This is a genomic window from Pseudarthrobacter sp. S3 (assembly GCF_050156905.1).
In the GTDB taxonomy this organism is placed as follows: Bacteria; Actinomycetota; Actinomycetes; order Actinomycetales; family Micrococcaceae; genus Arthrobacter.
Genome location: NZ_CP189583.1, coordinates 125,941 through 145,098, shown reverse-complemented (window position 1 = coordinate 145,098; position 19,158 = coordinate 125,941). Strand labels below are relative to the sequence as shown.

Below are 19,158 nucleotides of genomic sequence, written 5' to 3'. Positions count from 1 at the left end.
GTGGGGTCGTGCCGGGGTGCCGCTTTCCTGGTTTTGGCGTGGTTGATTGCCTCCTGCAGTGCGGCGGCGTCGGGGTGCAACGGGATCAGGCGTTCGGTGTGGCCTTTGCCGACGGGGATCCGCAGCCTGGGGTGGCCGCTGGCGTAGGTGTCGAGGCAGTCACAGGTCAGCCGCCGGATCTCGTCCCTTCGGGCGCCGGACCAGCGTAGGAGCAGCAACGCGGTCCGCTGCAGCGGATCCGTGAGTGCGCGTCCCGTGCCGTTAACAGCGGCCTGCCGGGAAGGTCATCCCAACCCCAGATTCCGGTGTCGCGGCAGAACGTGCCAATGGTATTGATTTCGTGCTTGCGGGTCGTTGCCTGCAAGGGTTGGCCGGTGGTCTGACTCACGTAGGAGGGCAGCCATCGTAAGTAGTCTTCGATCAGGGCCCGGTCCAGCTGTGCAAGGGAGGTGAGGTGCGGGTGTTCGCGTCCCAGCCAGTTCACGAGCCGGCGCAATCCCTCCCGGGCTATCCGGACGGTTTGCGGCCGGTCAAACTGCGCCTCGAGCCGGACAGTAAGGTAGCGTTCGACCACGGCCCGGATCAGGGGCGGGCAGGGTTCGGGCAGCAGGTTCTGCTCCCAGCCGACGCGGCGTATCGTCCCGGTCATGGGTGGTTCCGTGACCTGATTGATGTTGAACAGCAGGACGTGCAGAGAGTAGACCTTTGCCAGATGCGCTCTGATGAAACGTGCGCCGGCGTCCTCTCCGGTCATCTGCCAGGGCGACTTCCGGTAAAGCGCGGCGCGTAGCTGCTCGAAATCCTCCCGCTCACCAAAGCCGCGGATCCGCTCAGCCAGATCGAACAAGTCCCCGGCTGTAATGGCTGTGATGTCCGGGTCGCCACGGGACAGCAGCAACCGTCCGACGGCCCACGTGAAGTTGGAACGGGACGAGGTGGCGCCGTACCCCAATTCCAACTATCGGGCTGCGTGATCCTCAATCAGCTCCAGATCCACGCCCAGGCCCCGCCCACCGCCTTCGACGCTGAAGAGCCGGTCAAACTGCGGACAAATAAGTAGTCATGATCCAAGGCGATGCCGTGCACAAGAGCCAGATACACCAGATAGCCGCCGGCACTGAACGTACCCGTGCGTCCGGTAGACCACCGCAGAGGTCCACCGGTGAAGCCGGCTCTGACAAGGAGGGGCGCCTCGAACCATGCCTCCAGATCCGGCCAGGCCAGGAGGAACCTCCGGTAAGCGGCCATCCGCTCATACCGGGCCGCCTGATTGGGAACGAAGGCATTGACCCACGCCCCGTACTCGGCCTCGGACGCGTGCCGGCGGGGTGACGGGCGTGCAGACCGCTCGAAGTCCCCGGCGGCCCCAGAACTCATCTAAAGGCTCCCCAGCGCGGCGCGGTACTCGTCCCGGACCTGGGCGTCGGAGACCCTGGTATAGATCCGGGTCGACTCTGGAGATGCGTGGCCCAAGCGTCGTTGAAGTGCCAGCTCGCGCATCCCGGCCTCCCACATCCAGCTCGCGTGAGTATGACGCAGCGCATGCGGTGTTTTGTCCGGGGTCCGAACCCCGAGCCCATCCAGGCGGCGTGCGAACATCCGCACCAACGCGGCGTAGGACAGCGGTTCACAGGCCCTGACACCGTGCCCACCCACCAGAAACACAAAGGGGCTCACGGACCCAGACGGGCGTTCCCGCAGGACATATCTGTTGACAGCATCGAGGGTTCGGGGCTCCAACACATCGACCACGCGTTCCTGGCGGGACTTTCCTCTCGCCCCGCCAGGATGGTCGTCGCGTTTGCGGACCGTCACTCGCCGGCGGCCATAGGAGATGTCTGCAAGGTGCAGGCCTAGAACTTCGCCAGGACGCAATCCCCCGTCGAGCATCAACAGCACCATCGCCAGATCCCGCAGGCAGGTCATGCTCTCCAATAGCGCCTCGACAACGGGCTGGGCCAGCGGACGCGGTAGCCGCAACGGCAGCTTGACCCTGATCTGCCTCCGGACCGGCTGCTGCCTGCTCGCACCGCCCGTGAACGGGCGGTGGCGCTCAGCCACCCTGGCCAATGCCGCGTCCTGTTGCCGGCGCATCGGATTCTCTGCATCGAACAATTCGGCGACAATTGCCCACTCATAGAAGCTCGACACAGCTGCCAACACACGGGCGGCGGTCGCGGCAGCCAGCAGCCGCCCCTCAGATCCGGTGACCGCCAGACCCAGCCGCTGCGCTGGCCGCCGACTCGGGCGCTTCCTCAGCCATCCCAGGAAATTCAACGCAATGGCGGGCCGGAAATCCTGCCACTACGTTCCCGTTTCCTCCAGGAACTCGAATAAGTTCTTCAGATCGAACCCGTAGGCAGAAGCTGTGTTCGGACTCCCGCCAGAATCCAAGATGTGCTGCAGGAACCGGCCCACGGGCGCCATGACCGCCCCGTCGCGGTCATGAAGCTCCACCGAGGTAACCACCCCGGAGGACCTGGTCGTTACAACCCGCATCTGCGTCACCTTCCAAGTGCAACGTTCCCGGCCTTCACCTGCGGTGAGGCTCGCAGTGTCCACATAAGAAAGAAGCCCACCATCGTCAGAGCCCATATGAAGGCTTCCCTCGCAGAGCACGGCTCACTTGTCAGCCAGGCCGCCCAGGGTGATAGCCTGCGGCGGTGAGTCGGAATTCACCCCCGCGCACTGCCCTCGTCCCTTCACCCCGGTGGGCGTATTCACGGACGAAACCCTACCGGGCAATCCGCTCGCAGTGGTTCTTGACGCCGTGGGTCTCAGCACGGAACACATGCAGTGCTTAGCGAACCGGACGAACCTCTCGGAGACACGCTCCTGGTTCCGCCGACGCATTCCGACGCCGACTACCTGGTCCAGGAACGCACGGCCGGCCTGGTCCGCGTGAAGCGCGACGGCGGACGGCTGGCATTCGCTGCCCCACCGCTGACGCGCTCCGGAGGCTCTTGGCGAAGATGTCTGGGTGGGCGGCAGTTCGATCACTTGCATCCGCGGCACGGTGGAGCCGTAGAGCCGGTGGAATAAACCCGGACAGTCGCCGGTTATGCAGTTACATGCAAATGCATGTAACATGGGACGTACGAACCTCAGGAGTCCAAGTGGAAACCCGCCGCATCACCGTACTATCCGCCGGCCTGGGTGTGCCGTCCTCAAGCAGGCTGCTCGCCGACCAGCTCGCCGCTGTGGCGGAGCATCGCCTCGCCGATGCCGGTTTCGAGGTGACGGTTGAGATCGTTGAGCTCCGCGACCTCGCGGTGGACATCGCCAACAACTTCGTTACCGGCTATGCGGCCCCGCGCCTGGCGGATGTCATCGCCGGCGTGGAGGCAACCGACGGCATCATTGCCGTCAGTCCGGTGTTCAGTGCCTCCTACAGCGGCCTGTTCAAGTCCTTCATCGACGTCCTGGACCCCAAGTCCTTGGAGGGGAAGGCTGTCCTGCTGGGTGCCACCGGCGGTACGGACCGCCACCAGATGGTCCTTGAGTACGCAATGCGCCCGCTGTTCAGCTACCTGCGCACCCGGATGGCCGCAACGGCTGTTTTCGCAGGCCCCCAGGACTGGGGAAACACGGACGACGGCGGCTCGCCCCTATCGTCGCGGATTGACCGTGCTGCGGCTGAGTTTGCCGCCCTCCTGGCGGGGGACCAGTCCGGCCGCAAGTCGGCGGCCCTGGAGTCCCTGCCGTTCGAGCAGCTCCTGGCGGGTATTTCCGGCGGACGCTAGTGCGCAGCCGTCCCCTACCGCCGACCGGGGGTTCGGGAGTGCGGGCGTCCTGAAGCGCAGCCGCCCAGGAGCCCTAGTCGTCCAGGAGTGCGATGAACTCGCGTGCCTGCTTCAGGGTGATGTCCGAGTGCTTGGTCAGGGCGGTGGCGGCGCCTTCGGTATCTCCACTGCGCGCCAGCGTGCGGATGCGGCCGTAGATCTCGTCGTTGAGCATGTTGCTGCTGACCTCACGCGTCACGTCGCCCTTGCTGGCAATGGCGCGGTAGCGGTAAGGGAATCGCTGGGGCGTGTCGTCGTCGTCGGGCTCTGCCTCCGCCGCTTCAGCGGCGGGGCTGCGGTAGGCCTGCGGATGCGCGGCCAACGCCCCCACCGCGTCCCGGGAGGCCCGCAGGCCTTCTCCTGTGGCCTCGTAGTACAGCTTGATGGCCGCCATAGCCTGTCCCTGGGCAATCAGCGCATACAACCTGCGGTGCTGGTCCTCAGAGAGCTTGGCGGCGGCCAGGCGGGCCACCTCAACCGGATCCGGCGCGGAGGCGGTCCCGGCCTGCCTGACGGCCGCCTGCCGCCTGCTGACCGCCCGGGCTGCCAGTGCGACTCCGGCGGCTACGACCGCAAGGATGATGACGGGGATCACGAGGGATTCCATTTCTAAAGCCGATCTACATACTTTTTGGCTGTCGCCGGGTCGGTGTGGGTTGCCTGGCGGAGGAGTTTGATGGCCTGGATCTTGTGCCCGTCGTGCGCCATCGTCTGCAACTGCATTGCCAGCTGAGGGTCCAGAATCCCGCCGGGCAGCGCCGCATAGCCATATTGGCCGGCGCCCGCGCCGGACTGCCCGCTCCGGGCCGCCCGGGCGTGGTCTTCCTGCTGCGATTGCTGCTGTTCGTTTTGGCTGGGCCGGGTGTTGGCCTCGAGGCGGGCACGCACGGCTGTTGCCACGCGCACCTGCTCGGCATAGTGCTCCGCAGAGCGCCTCGCCAGGTCCTGCTGGTACTTCTCGGCGTCGGAGGTCCCGGAATCACGCGGTCTGAGGGCTGTCGTAAATGCCCAGATTACTGCCGCCAACACGCCGGCCGGCAGAAAAACCATCAGTACGTCGCCCATAGTCAGAGCTTATGCCAGATGCCCGTTATCCACAGCACATTCCTGCCGTTGCATACAGCCGATTCGCTACGGCGTCAAAATATGCCGGGAGGCGTGTGCAGCATCACCAATAGGGCATGAACCGGCGGCCGAGGCGCCCGGAAGGGCGGAACTTTCAACAGCGCCGCGCTGAAAGCTGTGGATGAAGGTTGGGGAAAAAAGAATTTCGTCCACATCCTCAAAAGACGTTTTCCCAGTTCAGACGCTTGTATCCAGCGAAAATTTTTTTGTTTCCACAGGTTCACCCACAGGCTGTGCACAAGCTATGCCTGTTAGTGCACAGGTTATCCACAGGCCTCCGGGCTTGTGGGCTTGGCCGCTGGGGCGGGGGCGGCTACCGTTGCGGGATACCTGCTTTTGGGGCGCTGTGACGCCGTCGCGGAGCTATGCTGCCGTCGCAGTGGAGGCCGTCGGCCCGGCCGCTGCAGCACATGCTGTGGATAACTTGTGGAACATGGGGATAACTCTCCCCCGCGCTGCGCAGACTCCGCTTTGCACAGATTTCAATGGGGCCGTCGGGATTCATTGTCGGTGGCCGCTGATAGACCTGAACGCATGCCGTCCCGTGGAGCTCCCGCAGGATGGCGCCCGGCAGGTAAATGACTTACTCGCCGCATTATGACGCGGCACACTATGGAGGACGGCAGCTTTGTCAGTAACGCACCTGGACTCGATCGAGGGTACCCGCGGATCAGAAGGCAGCCGTAAACCGCCACAAGACATCCCCGCCGAGCAGTCCGTCCTCGGCGGCATGATGTTGTCCAAGGATGCCATCGCGGACGTTGTGGAAATCCTCCGAGGCCAGGATTTTTACCGGCCTGCGCACGAGACCATCTACGAGGCGATCATCGACCTCTACGGCCGCGGCGAGCCTGCAGATGCCGTTACCGTCTCGGACGAACTGACCAAGCGCGCGGAGATCAACAGGATCGGCGGGCCCGCCTACCTGCATGAGCTCATCCAGACCGTCCCCACGGCCGCCAATGCCGGCTACTACGCCGAGATCGTGGCAGAGCGCGCCATTCTGCGGCGGCTGGTCAACGCGGGCACCAAGATCGTCCAGCTCGGATACGGCTCCGACGGCGAGGTGGAGGACCTGGTCAACCAGGCGCAGGCCGAGGTTTACGCTGTGGCGGAGCGGCGCACGGCAGAGGACTACGTGGTCCTCAAGGACGTCATGGAAGCCACGGTGGACGAGATCGAAGCGTCCGGACACCGCGGGGAAGGCATGACCGGTGTGCCCACAGGGTTCTACGAACTCGACGAACTCACCCACGGGCTGCACCCCGGACAGATGATCGTCATCGCCGCACGCCCGGCAGTTGGTAAGTCCACGTTCGCCCTGGACTTCGCCCGCTCGGCGGCCATCAAGAACAACCTGGCCACGGTTATGTTTTCGCTCGAAATGGGCCGGAACGAAATTGCCATGCGCCTGTTGTCCGCCGAAGCAACCATCGGTCTGCAGGATCTTCGCAAGGGCACGATCAAGGACGAACAGTGGTCCAAGATCGCCACCACCATGGGCCGGATGAATGATGCCCCGCTGTTCATCGATGACAGCCCGAACATGTCGCTGATGGAGATCAGGGCCAAGTGCCGCCGCCTCAAGCAGCAGCATGACCTGAAGCTCGTGATCCTGGACTACCTGCAGCTCATGAGCTCCGGCAAGAAAGTGGAGTCACGCCAGCAGGAAGTCTCCGAGTTCTCGCGTGCTCTCAAGCTCCTGGCCAAGGAACTCCAGGTCCCCGTCATCGCCCTATCTCAGCTCAACCGCGGCTCCGAACAGCGCCAGGATAAGCGGCCCATGGTCTCTGACCTCCGTGAATCCGGCTCCATCGAGCAGGATGCGGACATGGTTATCCTGCTGCACCGCGAAGACGTCTATGACAAGGAATCCCCCCGTGCGGGCGAGGCGGACATCCTGATTGCCAAGCACCGTAACGGCCCCACCAAGGACATCGTGGTGGCATTCCAGGGTCACTACTCGCGCTTTGCCAACATGGCGGCCGACGCCGGCGGCAGCGGCTTCTAGGACCCTCTGGCAGGGCTGGCTGGCTCAGCCCTGCCCCAGCAGGTGGTTGGGCAGCCGGTTCCCCGGTGCGGTACCACGGATTTCGAGCAGTTCGCGGGCGTGGGCATGCAGCCGTGTATCTTCTGCCGAGACCGGCACCCAGCTGGGGACGGGGACCGAGTTGCCGGCCGCGTCGCGTGCCACCATCACCGTAAGGCAATATGTGGTGAGGTTCAGTTCCTTGCCCTTCGGATCTCCGGAGCGCACATGTACGGCGATGTGCATGCCTTTGGTCCCGGTGTAAACCAGCCTGGCCTCGACCTCCACTACGTGGCCGATCAGCAGGGGCCGGTAGAAGCGCACGCCACCGGAGAAGACCGCCACGGTGTCCAAGGCGCAGTAGCGGGACGCGCAGACGTAGGCGGCTTCGTCGATCCACTTCATCACGATTCCGCCGTGCACCTTCCCGCCCCAGTTCACGTCCGTGGGGGCCGCCATGAACCGCAGCGTCACGCCTTCGGCGGTCCCGGCGGCGGTATATTCCTGGGCGTTCATGGCTTCGACGATGCGTTCACGGACGTTGATCCGCGCCAGGGCGTGGTCCCGCTGTTCGATCTCCGCTGTCGTGGCCGGTTCGAACTGCTTGACCGGGACCGGCTTGCCGTCGTCGCCGACCGCCACAAAGATCACCATGCACTGGCTGCGCATTGTGGCCGGCCCGCCCTTGGGATCGCTTGATGAGACGACGGTCCGGATGTGCATGGAGGAGCGTCCGGTGTAGACGATGGTGGCTTCCACCTCCACCATGTCGCCGCTGTTCACCGGGTCCGCGAAGTGGATGTTGCCCACGTAAGCGGTGACGCAGTAGGACTTGGCCCAGCCCACGGCGGCAGCGTACGCGGCCTTGTCCACCCATTCGAGGACGGTCCCCGCATCCACCGAACCGCTGTGGCCCACATCCGTGGGGGCGGCCAGGAAGCGGAGGGTTACGGTGTTGGCTGCGGTGTCAGTCATGCTGCGATCATACTGAGCCGCAGTGTTCAGGCTCCGCAGCGAGGAGTACCCCGGCGTGCATGGCGAGGCGGTTGCCGGTGAGGAAACCGTGGTGGTGGGATGTGAAGACGGCATGTTGGCCTACCGCGGCGGGGCCTTCACCAAGATTGCAAGCCCTGACCCCTATGGGCGCATGGGCAACCAGGCCGGAAGCGCCGCCGCCTTGTGTCCTTTGTCATGACAGCCGGCGTCGCGGAAGCAGGGCCGCCAGGTGGTCGATGCCTGCCGTTAGGCTGAAGCTGTGCCCAGTCAATCCGCCCCCGCCGCCGTGCAGCGTCCTGCCAGCCATGCCCGGGAAATCCTGCGGCTCGCCGTGCCGGCATTCGGCGCACTGATCGCCGAACCGCTGTTCCTGCTCGCGGATTCGGCCATTGTGGGCCATCTCGGCGTGGCCCAGCTGGCCGGCGTGGGGCTTGCCTCCGCGGTGTTGCACACCGCCGTCGGACTGATGGTATTTCTCGCTTACTCCACCACCCCGGCGGTGGCCCGCGCGATGGGACACGGCCAGTTGGGCAAGGCGCTTGCGGCAGGGCGCGACGGCGTCTGGCTGGCTCTTCTGCTGGGCATAGTCCTGGCGGTGGCCGGTTTTTGGGCCGCTGAACCGCTGGTGTCCCTGATGGGGGCAGAGGGTGATGTGCGCTCATTTGCTGTTGACTATGTCCGCTGGTCGATGCCTGGCCTGGTGGCCATGCTGCTCATCTTCGCGGGCACCGGTGTCCTCCGCGGATTGCAGGACACCAGGACACCGCTGCTCGTGGCCACCGCAGGCTTTGCCTTGAATATTGTCCTTAACCTATGGCTGGTCTACGGGCTGGACTGGTCCGTTGCGGGCTCGGCGGCAGGCACCAGTGTGGCGCAATGGGCCATGGCGGCCGTCTACCTGCTGATGGTCCAGCGAAATGCTGCCCGGCATGGCATCAGCCTGTGGCCCGACTGGAGCGGTATCCGCGCGATGACCCGCGTCGGTTCGTGGCTCATGCTCCGCACACTGAGCCTGCGCGTAGCCATCCTGGCCACGGTTTTTGTGGTCACGGGGCAAGGTGCCGTCAACCTTGCCGCGCACCAGCTGGCCATGACCATTTTCTCCTTCCTCGCTTTTGCCCTGGATGCCCTCGCTATCGCCGCCCAGGCCCTGATCGGCAAGGAACTGGGTGCGTCCAATCCCGTCAGGGTGCGGCAGCTGACCCAGACAATGATCCGCTGGGGTGCCGGATTCGGCGTGGTCACAGGTGCCCTGCTGGCGGTCGCTGCGCCATGGGCCGGGGCGCTGTTCACATCAGACGCCGGCGTCCAGGCCGTCCTGACGTACGCCCTGTGGATCCTTGCCGCCGGCCAGCCGATTGCGGGTTTTGTCTTTGTCCTGGATGGCGTGCTAATCGGCGCCGGCGACGCCAAGTATCTGGCACTGGCAGGCGTGGCCAACCTCGCCGTCTACGTGCCTATGCTGGTGGCCGTTGCTGTCTCCGGCATGTCCGCCGCTGCAGGCCTGGGTTGGCTCTGGGCCTCTTTTGCGCTGGGCTACATGGCCGCCCGGGCGCTGACGCTGGGCCTGCGTGCCCGCTCGGACCGCTGGATGGTGCTGGGTTCGCCATAGGGCCGGCGGCCACTAAACTGGACCGGTGAACCAACCACTGACACCCACAGATGCTCCCGCCGGCACCGCACAGCAGGCAGACCTGTGGAAGCCGGTATTGCTCCGGGCCTTGGCCGCACTTGTCTTCGGGGCCGTGACTATTTTCTGGGCCGGACCATCGGTGCAGGTCATGGGCTGGTCAGGCGGGCTCTATCTGCTGGTCACGGGACTGCTGGTCCTCTGGGCCATCCCGAAGACCGGCTACGCGCGTGACGGCATGCCTGGCAAAATCCTCTCCGCCGCCGGGGCGACCCTGGCCGGCGCAGGCGTTGCCTTGGCGCTGCTGCACGGGGACCGCGTCTTCGGCGTTGTCGCCGCGGCGGGACTTGGCCTGGCCGGAGCGGTGGAGCTGTACTGCGGCCTCCGATATCGCGGCCGGCACGTGCTGGCCCGTGACTGGCTGGCCTCGGGCATCGTCGGGCTTGGTACCGCGGCGATCCTGCCTTTCTTCATCAGTCTCGGAGCCCATGCCCTGCTTGGCGTCACCGGCGGCGGAGCCATCATCTCCGGTGTGCTCTGGGTCCTGTCCGGGCTGACGCTAAGGCACGATTCCCGGGCCGCCCCCGGGAAGCCGTAAACTAGAAGTGAAAGGTTCTACCCGGCGTAGAAAACGCGCCCGGAACAACCCCGCACACATTCGAACCAGCAAGCCCTTCGGCGTGGCTGTAGGAGAGGAACTACCTTGGCAGACCAGAAACCAGGAAAACCGCGCAATCTGCGGACCTCGGTGAAGGGGCCGCTGATGTTCTCTGCGTTCTGGGCCGTCCTCGCCTTCGTCGCGGTGCTGATCTTCGCCTCCGGCGGCAGTTCGAAGACCTCTCGGTTCGACCTCGCCTTCACGGGCGCCGGCATTGCGTTCATCGTCACGTTGGTGATAGCGGCCATGCTGGCCATGAGCCACAAAGAGAACTCCGAGCACCTGGGCAAGGGATCGGGCATCAACCTGAGTTCAGCGCGGAAGCCGTTGCATGGATTCGGGGGACACGACTCAAGCCAGGCCGGCGGCGCCTCTGAGGCTCCGGACGCCGAGAGCCCCGGCTCCAGCCACTCCTAGCGCACCGACCGCTCATAGGCTGGCTGCCCGCGCACGGGCTCCTCGCGGCGCGGTCCTGCCCCAGGTCCCCCCGCTGGCTCAGTGGACCGTCGCCTGCCGCGCCCGGTACGCTGCCACGTGTGCTCGGTTGGCACAGTTCCCGGTGTCGCAATACCGTTTCGACCGGTTGCGGCTGAGGTCCAGGACCACGGCATCGCAGTCCTCGGCCTCGCACACCAGCATGCGGTCCATTTCCTTGCTCCGGATGACGTCCGCCAGAGCCATGGCAGCTTCGGTGCCCATTCGCTCCGCCAGCGGTGCGTCCCTGGCGGTGGCGTGCAGATGCCAGTCCCACTCATCGTGCTTCATCAGCTGGGGGAGTGCGTTGGCCTCGCGCAGAAGGCGGTTGACGCCCGCCACAGCCGAGTCTTCGTCTGCAGTCCAGAGTGCGGCTAGCTGCCCGCGCAGTTCGTGGACACTCGACAGCTCCGCCGCATCGCCGTCGCGGGATCCACTGAACCCTTCGGAGTGGAGGAAGCCATCCAGCTCCGCGACCGTGGCGAGTAATTCGCGTCCGTTGGCGGCCGTGTTGATCAGGTTGACCACGGTGCGCAGGGCTATTTCGGTGTCAGGGGCAAAGACCATCTTGACTCCTTACTGGGAGCGGGCGTAATGTCAGGACCATTACCCCACTTTACTCCTGACAGGAGGCGTCGGTGACTGCCGCCCCTAACCCCGCACCCGCGGGCGGATTCCTTGGCTCCGGTCTTGGAATCGCGTTGTTCTCTTCTGCCGTCTTCGGGCTCTCTGGCTCCTTCGCCAAAGCGCTCCTGGAAACCGGGTGGTCCCCGGGCGCTGCCGTGGCAGCCCGCCTGACCGGTGCTGCGCTGATTCTCGCAATTCCTGCGATTCTGGCCTTGCGTGGCCGGTGGTACCAGCTGCGTGACAACTGGGTCACCATCGGTCTTTTCGGCCTGATAGGTGTGGCCGCGTGCCAGCTGTTCTACTTCAATGCCGTAGCCCGCCTCTCCGTGGGCGTAGCGCTGTTGCTTGAATACCTGGCTCCCGTCCTCATCGTGCTTTGGCTGTGGGGAGCGAGCAAGAAGCGTCCACGGGCGTTGACCTTCGGCGGAACAGTGCTCTCGCTCGGCGGCCTGATCCTGGTGCTGGACCTCACCGGAACGGTCAAGATCGACATCGTCGGAGTCCTGTGGGGGATGGCCGCTGCCGTATGCCTTGCCATCTACTTCTTCATCACGGCCAAGGAAAATGATTCCCTGCCGCCCATCGTCCTGGCGTCCGCAGGGCTGCTGGTGGGGGCGGCCGGTATGTGGCTGGCGGCCGCCACAGGACTGCTTCCCATGGTCTTCAGCACCGCGGATACCAGGCTGGGCCCCTGGATCACGCCCTGGTGGGTCTCCCTGGGTGGCCTGATCATCATGGCAACGGTCCTGGCGTACGTGTCCGGCATTGTCGCTGCCCGCGCGCTTGGCTCCAAGGTGGCCTCCTTCGTCTCGCTGACAGAGGTGCTGTTCGCCGTGATCTGGGCCTGGCTGCTTCTGGGTGAGCTTCCCGGCGCCATCCAACTCCTGGGCGGCGCCCTCATTGTGGGCGGCGTGGTCCTGGTCCGGCTGGACGAGCTGCGCTCCGGAACGGCCGCAGCTGTTACCGGGACGCCCGCCCTGCTGGACCACGCGAACGACGTCGAACCTGTGCCCTGAGTGCCGATGCACCTGTTAAATGCCGCGGAGGCCCGGACACTGTGCTGTGTCCGGGCCCCTCGTCAGAGCTTCTGCGGTTAGCGTGAAGCCTGGTCCTGCTCGTTGGCGTTCTTGGTGGCTTTCTGGCCGGCATCCTTCAGCGCCTGGATGACCTGGTTCAGCGCCGCGGTGTGCGTGCCTGACCATTCGCCACGGAAGTGGGTGGCGTCCGGGCCTTCCCAGTTGATGCTGTCCAGCACGCGGGAGAGGTTGGACCGCTGCCGCTCGATCTCGCCGGCACCGGCCTGCAGCTTGCTGCCAAGGGTCCTGAGCTGTCCCGGCCCCAAAACACTGTCAATGGGCACCGCTTGCCCATGCAGGGCTGGGGCGTCGATCCGAGGCGTTCCAGAGCCTAGCATGGGCATATGTGCCGGAATATACGAACCCTCCACAACTACGAACCGCACGCCACCTCTGAGGAGGTGAATGCCGCCGCGCTGCAGTATGTGCGCAAGGTCAGTGGCAGCACCAAGCCATCCAAGGCCAACGAAGACGCCTTCGAAGCGGCGGTACACGAGATCGCCCACATCACCCAACACCTGCTGGATTCGCTGGTCACCCACGCGCCTGCCAAGCGCCGGGACGAGGAGGCCGCCAAAGCGCGGGCCCGTGCGGCCGTGCGTTTCGGCACCGTCTGAGGACATATCATCCTGAGGACCTACCTGCCGAAGCTGCGCAACCGGAGCGAGTTGGCCACCACCAAGACGGAACTCGCCGCCATCGCTGCACCGGCGAGCATCGGGTTCAACAGGCCCAGGGCGGCCACAGGAATGCCGATGGCGTTATAGAAGAACGCCCAGAACAGGTTGGTCTTGATGGTGGCCAGCGTCCGCCGGGACAATTCGATGGCCTGTGCCACCTGTCCCAGGTCGTTGCCCATGACGGTGAGGTCCGCCGCCTCGATGGCCACATCGGTACCGGATCCCATGGCGATGCCCAGGTCCGCCTGCGCCAGCGCGGCGGCGTCATTCACGCCGTCGCCGGCCATCGCCACGATGGCCCCGCCCGCCTGAAGCCGCCGGACTGCCTCGACCTTCCCGGCAGGCAGGACGCCGGCATAGACATCGTCAGGGGAAATCCCGACGGCGGCAGCGACTTGTGCAGCCGCCGCGGCGTTGTCCCCGGTCAGCAGAATGGGGCGCAACCCGAACTCCTTCAGCTTTGCCACCGCTTCCGCGGATCCCGGTTTCACAGTGTCCCGGAGGCTGATGATTCCGGCCGGGGTGCCGTCCACTGCCACCCAGATGGCCGTGGCGCCGGTGGCTTCTGCGGTGGCCAGCGCCTCCATCTGCGCGCCGGAAGGGCGGACGCCGTTCTCCGTAAGCCAGCCCGTGCGGCCCGCCAAGATCACGCGCCCTTCCACGGTTCCCACCACTCCGCCGCCGGGTGCAGAACGGAAGTGTTCGACGGCGGGGAGTCGCGCGCCGTCGTCGTGCCCGGTTTGCGCCTCGAGGGCGGCGGCCGCGATGGCGTGTGCGATCGGGTGCTCGGATGCCGCTTCGACGGCGCCGGCGAGCCGCAGCACGTCCCTGCCCTGGTGGCCGTCAAAGGCCAGGGTATTGCCCACGGCGAGTTTTCCTGTAGTGACGGTGCCGGTCTTGTCGAGCAGGATGGTGTCCACCGTGCGGGTGTCTTCCAGGACCTGCGGGCCCTTGATCAGGATGCCCAGCTGGGCGCCCCGGCCCGTTCCGGTGAGCAGCCCCACGGGAGTGGCCAGCCCCAGCGCGCACGGACAAGCGATGACCAGGACGGTGACTGCTGCGGTAAAAGCTGCCCTGAGCTCGGCAGGTTCAATCACCGGTCCGTTGAACGCGAGCCACAGCGCAAAGGTGAGCACCGCGAGGGAAAGGACTATGGGGACAAAGACGGCGCTGATCCGGTCGGCGAGGCGTGCAATGGGAGCCTTGCCGGTTTGTGCCTGCGAGACCAACCGGGCCATCTGTGCCAGCGTGGTTTCGGAGCCCACACGGGTGGCCCGGACGAGCAGCCGGCCGGAAGTGTTGATGGTGGCGCCCGTGACTTTGCTGCCTGGCTCCACCTCCACCGGGACGGATTCGCCGGTTAGCAGGGACGCGTCAACAGCTGAAATGCCGTCGATCACCTCTCCGTCCGTGGCGATCTTTTCGCCGGGGCGCACTACCACCACGTCTCCCACACGGAGCTGATCGGCGGGGACTTTATGCTCGGAGCCCTGGTGAAGGATGGTGGCGTCCTTGGCGCCGAGGTTCAGCAACGCCTTGAGGGCGTCGCCGGCCTTCTGCTTGGCGTTGGCTTCGAGGAACCGGCCGAGGAGCAGGAAGGTGGTGACCACGGCGGCCACTTCGAAGTAGAGGCCTGCGGACTCCATTCCGACCATGGCCGGATGTTCAGTCATAGCGGGATCCACAGCGAGTTGCCACACGCTGAACAGGTAGGCGGCTGCGATGCCAATCGAGACAAGCGTGTCCATGGTGGACGCCAGGTGGCGCGCATTGATGGCTGCAGCGCGGTGGAAGGGCCAGGCCGCCCAGCTGACCACCGGAAGCGCCAGGACCCCGGCTACCCAGCCCCAGTTGGGAAACTGCAGTGCCGGAACCATCGAAATCGCGAGAACGGGGACGGTGAGCACCGCGGCCACGATCAGGCGCGGCCGTAGCTGCGAGGAGGCCGGGCCGTGGGACATGTGGTCTGTGTGGTCGCCTGACGCGACGCCATGAGACACATGCTCGGCGTGCTCGCTCGTGCCTCGCTTAGACGCACGCTGCCGCATGTCTCTCGTGTCGCCGCTGTGGTCGTGTTCCGTTTCGTGATCGTGGTGCTCGTGGCCTGCACTTTGGCTCGGGTAGCGCGGGAGGCGTACCTTTGCTTTGTAGCCGGTGGCGTTGACGGTGTCCACTATTTGCTGGTCCGTGATGCCGGCCGGGACGGTGACGTGGGCCGATTCCAGCGGGAGGTTGACGGAGGCTTCGACGCCGTCGAGCTTGCCCAGTTTCTTTTCCACGCGGTTCACGCAGGAGGCGCAGGTCATGCCCTCAATGTCCAGTTCAACCACCCGGCTTTGTGGGTGGTGATGGAGATGGTCTGTGCTCATGATGGATCCCCCGATCGGTCAGCGTTACGCGTTGTTGGCTACAACCAGGTAGCCGGCTTCGGCAACCGCTTCGCCGATCTCGGACGGCGACAGCTGCTGGCTTGAGGTGATAGTGACGGTGGAAATGCCGCCGGCGTTGAGTTCGACGTCGACCGTTTCAACCCCGGCGAGCGATTCAAGCTCCTCGCTGACGGACGAAACGCAGTGGCCGCAGGTCATTCCGGACACGTTGACGGTGGTGGAGGTGGTGCTCATGGCTGGCTCCTTGAAAGGGGACCGGCGGTGGCCGGCCCTGAGTGGGTGGTCAGTGGCAGTGGTCAGCGAAGAAGGCGGCCGATAGCCTCTGCAGCCTCCTTGACTTTGATGTCGATGGCTTCAGCGCGAAGGGCAGGATCGGGTTCCCCGGCGGCGCCCACCACGCAGTGGCCGATGTGCTCTTCCACGAGTCCAAGGCTCACGGCGTGCAGGGCCTTGGTGACCGCGGCGACCTGGGTCAGGACGTCGATGCAGTACTTGTCCTCATCCACCATCCGGGCGATGCCGCGGACCTGGCCCTCGATCCGCTTGAGCCGGCGAAGGTAGGCGTCTTTGTTCGCGGTGTAACCATGCGGAGGCGTCGGGTCAGTGCCGGAAGGTGGGCTCAAGGTTTCCTGCGAAGGTTCCATACTGCCAACTTATACCCGGCGGGGGTATATTGCAAGTACCCCCTGGGGGTATCAGTGTCGGAGGCGTGCGACACGAGTGCGGGTCTCCGTGGCCGTAAAAGGGCACAAAAAAGCTCCGGAGTGCGTTATTGGGGGATACGCACTCCGGAGCAGCATTTGGGCAGAGGCACCAGCCGCTGCGGCCGGACCCCTCTGCTCGAACTAGCTTACGTGCCAGTACCGCCGTCCGCTACCACCTCGAATAACTACTTTCGCTTTATTTTTTCGGTCCCCCGAAATCCTCCCCGGAGGGATGGGGCGACGGCTTGAGGAGCCTGTTCGGGCTGCCGGCTTAGGCATCATCCTGATGCGCCGGCCTCCGATAGGGAACCACCAACACGGGCCGGCTTTGATGATGCGTCAGCCAGAGTCCCACTGATCCGTTGAGCAGTTCGGAGATGCGGTGGGTCAGGCCCCGCTCCGACGTTCCAACGATGATCATAGGGGAGTTGCTTTCAGCGGCGAGCCGGGCCAGGGCGCGGCCCGGATCCCCGGCGAGGGTCCGCAATGTCCAATCCACGGGGGCGCCCGATGCGGCGGCATCGGCCACGGCTTTGGCAATCACCCCCCTGAGTTCCGTAGTAACAGAGCGGATATCGTCGTCGTCCTTGTCCGCGTGCAGCGACAGCCGGTGCGCGGATCTTGTCGGATCCCATTCCACCAGGTAGCTGGCCTCGTCAACATAAGCACACAGCAACGGCGCTGCCAGTTTGGCCGCGAGGGATGCGGCCGCCTTCAGCACCTCCGGATGCTGTTGGGGCAGCACGCCCACCAGCAACGGCGGCGGGCCACTGAACCGTTCGGGACTCATAGGACCATTCTGTGCCTGCGCGGAGCGGTTGAACAGGGCCGACGGAAGCGGACGCCTCAGGCGGGCGACGCCGAGACCACCACGTTCTTCCCCCACGGGTCTTCCGTGTAGCAGCTGATCAGGACCAGGCGGCTGGGCACCATGTCCCAAATGGGGCTGTCTTTAAGACTGTCCTTGACGTAAGTGGTGACGCTGTCCACGCGGTATCGGATGGTGCCGGTGTCGGTGACGACGTCGAACGTGTCGCCGACGGCGGCGGCGGAGCTGAGGTGGTTGAAAGGGGCGTCCCGGCCCTCCCAGCTGTGCCCGATGATGTACGTGGTGTTGCCCGACCCGTTGCCGGGAGTCCCGAACGGTGTCAGCCAATACCCGTCCATGGTGGTGGGCGGCACGATCGTCTGGCTTTCGACGGCGGTGCTGTCCGGAGCCAGCGGATGCACGGCCGTGTCCATCGCAGCCTTCGGATAGACGATCCGCTGCGGGGCCGACGCCTGTGGGAGGACCGGCCCGCTGGCCACGGGTGCTGCTGCGGCCGGCACGGATGCGGACGGTGCGGCCGGGCCCGAAACAGCCAAGGGAAACGGCAGCTGGATCGACGAGGTTCCGGAAGAGTAGCCGGCAGTGCCGGTTCCCGGTGATGCGGCCCCATGCTGGTCCAGCAGCGGTCCAGCGAACGTGAAGGACAGGAAGCCCAGGACACCGCAGGCCAGGATGGCGATGTCTCCACGGTTCAAGCCGCGGGGCCGTTTCGGCACTTCGTGCCGTCCGGTTTGCTTTGCCACGATGCTCCTCACGCCGTTGGAAAGTGTGCTTACAGGAAGGGCGCCCCGCCTTGAGTTGGCGGGGCGCCCTGCGTGTCAGCTCGGCCCAGCCCGAGCTGCGGCCTAGTCTGCCTTTGGTTCCAGGGACCTGCGGCGTACGGCCACCAGTGCGCCGGCGCCGAGCATCACGCCCAGGCCCATCAGCCAGGTAGGAGCACTTTCAGCTCCGCCCACTGAGGTCTGCGCGTTGAAGCCCTGGTTGGTGCCCTGGCTGACAGCTGCTGTCCCGGTGCCGGCAGGCGTCTGTACGGTCGCCGCTGCGGCTGGGGTCTGCACGGTGGGGGTAGCTGTTGTGACCGGCGTCTGGACAACGGCTGACGACTCCACCACCGGCGTCTCCACCACGGCCGGCGGGACCAACACGGGCGGGTCCATCACGACAACCGGAGGATCAACCACGACGACGGGTGGATCGACCACGACGACGGGTGGATCGACCACGACGACGGGCGGGTCCACCACGACAACTGGAGGATCGACCACGACGACGGGCGGGTCCACGGGCGGATAGACCGGCGGTTCCTCACCCGGAGGCAGCGGGGCGCAGTTGGCGATGTAGGTTATCTTTCCGGCGTTCGTCCAGTTCAGCCCCCCTGGTACGGACGTGTTCGGCGGAATGATGTCGGTGGGATGCCCGTCGTGGCCGTTCAGGCCGTTCACGTTTAATTGAAGTGCGCCCCAGCCCGTTCCGGTTTGTGCGCCGTCGTGGCAGACGATGACCATATTAGGAGCAGCCACGGCTGGTGCTGTCAGACTGATCAGCCCCAGCCCCATGACCCCCAGTGTTGCTAAGGTACGTTTCATTTTTTTCTCCCCAGGTTGTGTGAAACGGACCATGATGAGGGGGAGTAGCGGTGACTCTGAGTGCCCCAGCAGCACGGTCAGCTTGCTTGTAAATTCAGGCTAGGGCGGCGAACGGGTGTGGTCGCGGGTAGCGGGTACTCGTCTTTTTATTCCTTTGACCTGCGGCGTTACCTGTAGGTACGCGGAAACGGGAGCCCGCTACTGGGTGCAGCCACCCTTGAACGTGGACAGGGCGGCGCCTAACGTTGGAGCATACGAAAGGTGCGTGACCGGCATGGAAATCTACATGTGGTGGCTGGATCTGAATCTGCAAACCAAGGAATGGCTGCGGGAAAACCTCCGTGCGCTGGAACTGCCGTTACCGGTGCTGCAGGGCATCGCCGAAGCCGGCGGCCCGCACCCGGATACCCCGGTGGCTGTGCTCACCGAAGCCGACTGGGATTTCATCGAGACGCAGTCCGAATTCGTCGACTGACGCACCGGCGCAGGCACGGCCACTCCGGGCCCTAACACCCGGAGCAGTCCCCGCGGACCAGTCGACATAGCGATGAAAAGCGTTGCGGGCCTCCGGT

At 65.2% G+C, this 19,158-nt stretch carries 24 protein-coding genes; 9 read left to right on the top strand and 15 right to left on the bottom strand.

What is annotated here, in order from left to right; translation table 11 throughout:
* Positions 1-166: 166 nt before the first annotated feature.
* The 4 genes from ACQCSV_RS00760 to ACQCSV_RS00745 form a co-directional block, all read right to left on the bottom strand.
* The gene (locus ACQCSV_RS00760) at positions 167-958 is read right to left on the bottom strand and encodes a hypothetical protein (protein WP_354223327.1); all 792 of its coding nucleotides are present in this window, start codon (positions 956-958) and stop codon (positions 167-169) included.
* A gap of 23 nt (positions 959-981) precedes the next feature.
* Positions 982-1,377 (bottom strand): hypothetical protein, encoded by a 396-nt coding sequence (locus tag ACQCSV_RS00755; protein WP_354223329.1) that lies wholly within the window; start codon positions 1,375-1,377, stop codon positions 982-984.
* The gene (locus ACQCSV_RS00750) at positions 1,378-2,163 is read right to left on the bottom strand and encodes a tyrosine-type recombinase/integrase (protein WP_426939005.1); all 786 of its coding nucleotides are present in this window, start codon (positions 2,161-2,163) and stop codon (positions 1,378-1,380) included. It abuts the gene before it with no gap.
* A gap of 141 nt (positions 2,164-2,304) precedes the next feature.
* Positions 2,305-2,499, bottom strand: a complete 195-nt coding sequence (locus ACQCSV_RS00745; protein WP_354223333.1) for a hypothetical protein — start codon at positions 2,497-2,499, stop codon at positions 2,305-2,307.
* A 148-nt stretch (positions 2,500-2,647) separates the two neighbouring features.
* Here ACQCSV_RS00745 and ACQCSV_RS00740 point away from each other — a divergent pair, with 148 nt between their 5' ends.
* Together ACQCSV_RS00740 and ACQCSV_RS00735 are read left to right on the top strand one after the other, a co-directional pair.
* On the top strand, positions 2,648-2,905 hold the full coding sequence (locus ACQCSV_RS00740; protein WP_426939501.1) for a PhzF family phenazine biosynthesis protein: 258 nt from the start codon (positions 2,648-2,650) through the stop codon (positions 2,903-2,905).
* Between the two features lie 211 nt (positions 2,906-3,116).
* Complete coding sequence (locus ACQCSV_RS00735) at positions 3,117-3,743, top strand: FMN reductase (RefSeq protein ID WP_426939004.1); 627 nt, start codon at positions 3,117-3,119, stop codon at positions 3,741-3,743.
* A gap of 73 nt (positions 3,744-3,816) precedes the next feature.
* Here ACQCSV_RS00735 and ACQCSV_RS00730 read toward each other — a convergent pair whose 3' ends face one another.
* Complete coding sequence (locus ACQCSV_RS00730) at positions 3,817-4,389, bottom strand: hypothetical protein (protein WP_185262009.1); 573 nt, start codon at positions 4,387-4,389, stop codon at positions 3,817-3,819.
* A gap of 2 nt (positions 4,390-4,391) precedes the next feature.
* Entirely contained in the window at positions 4,392-4,847 is a 456-nt protein-coding gene (locus tag ACQCSV_RS00725; protein ID WP_426939003.1) for a hypothetical protein, read from the bottom strand.
* A 688-nt stretch (positions 4,848-5,535) separates the two neighbouring features.
* Here ACQCSV_RS00725 and dnaB point away from each other — a divergent pair.
* Complete coding sequence (gene dnaB / locus ACQCSV_RS00720; protein WP_058930676.1) at positions 5,536-6,918, top strand: replicative DNA helicase; 1,383 nt, start codon at positions 5,536-5,538, stop codon at positions 6,916-6,918.
* A 24-nt stretch (positions 6,919-6,942) separates the two neighbouring features.
* On the opposite strand, the gene ACQCSV_RS00715 is transcribed toward dnaB, so the two are convergent.
* On the bottom strand, positions 6,943-7,911 hold the full coding sequence (locus tag ACQCSV_RS00715) for an acyl-CoA thioesterase (protein ID WP_426939002.1): 969 nt from the start codon (positions 7,909-7,911) through the stop codon (positions 6,943-6,945).
* A gap of 280 nt (positions 7,912-8,191) precedes the next feature.
* Here ACQCSV_RS00715 and ACQCSV_RS00710 point away from each other — a divergent pair, with 280 nt between their 5' ends.
* From ACQCSV_RS00710 to ACQCSV_RS00700, 3 genes are all read left to right on the top strand, one after another.
* Positions 8,192-9,544, top strand: a complete 1,353-nt coding sequence (locus ACQCSV_RS00710) for an MATE family efflux transporter (protein ID WP_354155628.1) — start codon at positions 8,192-8,194, stop codon at positions 9,542-9,544.
* A gap of 25 nt (positions 9,545-9,569) precedes the next feature.
* On the top strand, positions 9,570-10,160 hold the full coding sequence (locus ACQCSV_RS00705; protein WP_354155629.1) for a hypothetical protein: 591 nt from the start codon (positions 9,570-9,572) through the stop codon (positions 10,158-10,160).
* Positions 10,161-10,265: 105 nt separating this feature from the next.
* Positions 10,266-10,637 (top strand): hypothetical protein, encoded by a 372-nt coding sequence (locus tag ACQCSV_RS00700; protein ID WP_426939001.1) that lies wholly within the window; start codon positions 10,266-10,268, stop codon positions 10,635-10,637.
* A gap of 78 nt (positions 10,638-10,715) precedes the next feature.
* Here the strand turns inward: ACQCSV_RS00700 and ACQCSV_RS00695 are convergent, their stop codons facing one another.
* Complete coding sequence (locus tag ACQCSV_RS00695; RefSeq protein ID WP_354155631.1) at positions 10,716-11,261, bottom strand: CGNR zinc finger domain-containing protein; 546 nt, start codon at positions 11,259-11,261, stop codon at positions 10,716-10,718.
* A 71-nt stretch (positions 11,262-11,332) separates the two neighbouring features.
* Between ACQCSV_RS00695 and ACQCSV_RS00690 the strand changes: the two genes are divergently transcribed.
* A complete protein-coding gene (locus ACQCSV_RS00690; RefSeq protein ID WP_426939000.1) occupies positions 11,333-12,337 on the top strand; it encodes an EamA family transporter in 1,005 nt (334 codons plus the stop codon).
* Between the two features lie 77 nt (positions 12,338-12,414).
* On the opposite strand, the gene ACQCSV_RS00685 is transcribed toward ACQCSV_RS00690, so the two are convergent.
* Complete coding sequence (locus ACQCSV_RS00685; RefSeq protein ID WP_354155633.1) at positions 12,415-12,681, bottom strand: WXG100 family type VII secretion target; 267 nt, start codon at positions 12,679-12,681, stop codon at positions 12,415-12,417.
* 60 nt (positions 12,682-12,741) lie between these two features.
* Here ACQCSV_RS00685 and ACQCSV_RS00680 point away from each other — a divergent pair, with 60 nt between their 5' ends.
* Positions 12,742-13,014 (top strand): DUF2277 domain-containing protein, encoded by a 273-nt coding sequence (locus ACQCSV_RS00680; protein WP_282330314.1) that lies wholly within the window; start codon positions 12,742-12,744, stop codon positions 13,012-13,014.
* A 20-nt stretch (positions 13,015-13,034) separates the two neighbouring features.
* On the opposite strand, the gene ACQCSV_RS00675 is transcribed toward ACQCSV_RS00680, so the two are convergent.
* From ACQCSV_RS00675 to ACQCSV_RS00650, 6 genes are all read right to left on the bottom strand, one after another.
* Complete coding sequence (locus ACQCSV_RS00675) at positions 13,035-15,446, bottom strand: heavy metal translocating P-type ATPase (RefSeq protein ID WP_426938999.1); 2,412 nt, start codon at positions 15,444-15,446, stop codon at positions 13,035-13,037.
* Positions 15,447-15,470: 24 nt separating this feature from the next.
* Positions 15,471-15,701, bottom strand: a complete 231-nt coding sequence (locus ACQCSV_RS00670; protein ID WP_185261998.1) for a heavy-metal-associated domain-containing protein — start codon at positions 15,699-15,701, stop codon at positions 15,471-15,473.
* Between the two features lie 62 nt (positions 15,702-15,763).
* Entirely contained in the window at positions 15,764-16,111 is a 348-nt protein-coding gene (locus ACQCSV_RS00665) for a metal-sensitive transcriptional regulator (RefSeq protein WP_426938998.1), read from the bottom strand.
* Positions 16,112-16,442: 331 nt separating this feature from the next.
* On the bottom strand, positions 16,443-16,961 hold the full coding sequence (locus ACQCSV_RS00660; protein WP_354155637.1) for a universal stress protein: 519 nt from the start codon (positions 16,959-16,961) through the stop codon (positions 16,443-16,445).
* A gap of 56 nt (positions 16,962-17,017) precedes the next feature.
* Positions 17,018-17,743, bottom strand: coding sequence for a class F sortase (locus tag ACQCSV_RS00655; RefSeq protein ID WP_426938997.1), 726 nt, complete (start codon positions 17,741-17,743; stop codon positions 17,018-17,020).
* A 102-nt stretch (positions 17,744-17,845) separates the two neighbouring features.
* On the bottom strand, positions 17,846-18,586 hold the full coding sequence (locus ACQCSV_RS00650) for a hypothetical protein (protein ID WP_426938996.1): 741 nt from the start codon (positions 18,584-18,586) through the stop codon (positions 17,846-17,848).
* Between the two features lie 274 nt (positions 18,587-18,860).
* On the opposite strand from ACQCSV_RS00650, the gene ACQCSV_RS00645 reads away from it, so the two are divergent.
* A complete protein-coding gene (locus ACQCSV_RS00645; RefSeq protein WP_282330364.1) occupies positions 18,861-19,061 on the top strand; it encodes a hypothetical protein in 201 nt (66 codons plus the stop codon).
* The last annotated feature ends 97 nt before the right edge of the window (positions 19,062-19,158 follow it).

What these genes read in the sequence shown, in the direction of transcription:
- ACQCSV_RS00755 (WP_354223329.1), bottom strand. Translation starts at nt 1,377, where the DNA reads ATGAGTTCTGGGGCCGCCGGGGACTTCGAGCGGTCTGCACGCCCGTCA.
- ACQCSV_RS00745 (WP_354223333.1), bottom strand. Translation starts at nt 2,499, where the DNA reads ATGCGGGTTGTAACGACCAGGTCCTCCGGGGTGGTTACCTCGGTGGAG.
- ACQCSV_RS00730 (WP_185262009.1), bottom strand. Translation starts at nt 4,389, where the DNA reads ATGGAATCCCTCGTGATCCCCGTCATCATCCTTGCGGTCGTAGCCGCC.
- ACQCSV_RS00725 (WP_426939003.1), bottom strand. Translation starts at nt 4,847, where the DNA reads ATGGGCGACGTACTGATGGTTTTTCTGCCGGCCGGCGTGTTGGCGGCA.
- ACQCSV_RS00715 (WP_426939002.1), bottom strand. Translation starts at nt 7,911, where the DNA reads ATGACTGACACCGCAGCCAACACCGTAACCCTCCGCTTCCTGGCCGCC.
- ACQCSV_RS00695 (WP_354155631.1), bottom strand. Translation starts at nt 11,261, where the DNA reads ATGGTCTTTGCCCCTGACACCGAAATAGCCCTGCGCACCGTGGTCAAC.
- ACQCSV_RS00680 (WP_282330314.1), top strand. Translation starts at nt 12,742, where the DNA reads ATGTGCCGGAATATACGAACCCTCCACAACTACGAACCGCACGCCACC.
- ACQCSV_RS00675 (WP_426938999.1), bottom strand. Translation starts at nt 15,446, where the DNA reads ATGAGCACAGACCATCTCCATCACCACCCACAAAGCCGGGTGGTTGAA.
- ACQCSV_RS00670 (WP_185261998.1), bottom strand. Translation starts at nt 15,701, where the DNA reads ATGAGCACCACCTCCACCACCGTCAACGTGTCCGGAATGACCTGCGGC.
- ACQCSV_RS00665 (WP_426938998.1), bottom strand. Translation starts at nt 16,111, where the DNA reads ATGGAACCTTCGCAGGAAACCTTGAGCCCACCTTCCGGCACTGACCCG.
- ACQCSV_RS00660 (WP_354155637.1), bottom strand. Translation starts at nt 16,961, where the DNA reads ATGAGTCCCGAACGGTTCAGTGGCCCGCCGCCGTTGCTGGTGGGCGTG.
- ACQCSV_RS00650 (WP_426938996.1), bottom strand. Translation starts at nt 18,586, where the DNA reads ATGAAACGTACCTTAGCAACACTGGGGGTCATGGGGCTGGGGCTGATC.
- ACQCSV_RS00645 (WP_282330364.1), top strand. Translation starts at nt 18,861, where the DNA reads ATGGAAATCTACATGTGGTGGCTGGATCTGAATCTGCAAACCAAGGAA.